The sequence below is a fragment of the Candidatus Pelagibacter communis genome (assembly GCF_001180165.1).
In the GTDB taxonomy this organism is placed as follows: Bacteria; Pseudomonadota; Alphaproteobacteria; order Pelagibacterales; family Pelagibacteraceae; genus Pelagibacter; species Pelagibacter ubique_P.
Window position 1 is genome coordinate 1 of the sequence record NZ_CVSQ01000045.1, and the last position, 788, is coordinate 788.

Consider the following 788-nt stretch of genomic DNA (forward strand, 5'->3'; position numbering starts at 1 on the left):
CACTATTTAGGTTTTAAGTGAAAAAGTTAAATTTTATTTCACTAAAAAAAACTATAAAAAATTATAATATAAACTTCCAAAATTCTCAAAAAAATAATGGATACTGAAGATTTAAAATTCAAAAAAGCAATGAAGGAACTTGAAAAATTTGTTAAAATTCTTGAAAAGGATAAAAAATTTAACATGTCTAATAACGTATTTATATCTATAGAGACAACCGGAATTAATACTGCCGCTGATAAAATAGTTGAAATTGCAGCCTTAAAAATTGATAAAAATAATCTTAAAAGTTTATTTCATCAAATTATTAATCCTGAAAAAGAAATAGATAAAAATATTTCAAATATTATTGGTTATTCAAATGAGGAATTGAAAAAATATCCTAAAATAACTGAGATTAATGAAAGGTTTATTAATTTTATTAATTCTTCAACATTGATTGGACATAATAATGATTTTATATTTAGTTTCTTAAATAAAGAATTAAATGTTGAAATATCAAATGAAAAATTAGATGTTTTTGAGATTGCAAAAAAGAAATATCCAAATGAAAATAATTCAACTGATAATTTAAAAAAAAAATTTAATATTATTGATAATTCAACCTTTTCTTCATCATTAAATGAGGTATTGGAATTACCTAAAATTCTAGATATCTTGAGTTCAAAAACTAAATGAAATCCAAATGGACACAAAAGAAATTTTAAAAAAGATTAAAAATAACACTGTTTCTGCAAATGAAATAAAAAAATTTGGTAAAGATAAGCAGGTAGTAATTGCAGCAGTAA

1 protein-coding gene is annotated in these 788 nt (G+C 20.8%); it reads left to right on the plus strand.

Going from position 1 to position 788, the window contains the following annotated elements:
* Positions 1-96 precede the first annotated feature (96 nt).
* Positions 97-678 (plus strand): 3'-5' exonuclease, encoded by a 582-nt coding sequence (locus tag AMN88_RS02285; RefSeq protein ID WP_075536234.1) that lies wholly within the window; start codon positions 97-99, stop codon positions 676-678.
* Positions 679-788: the final 110 nt, after the last annotated feature.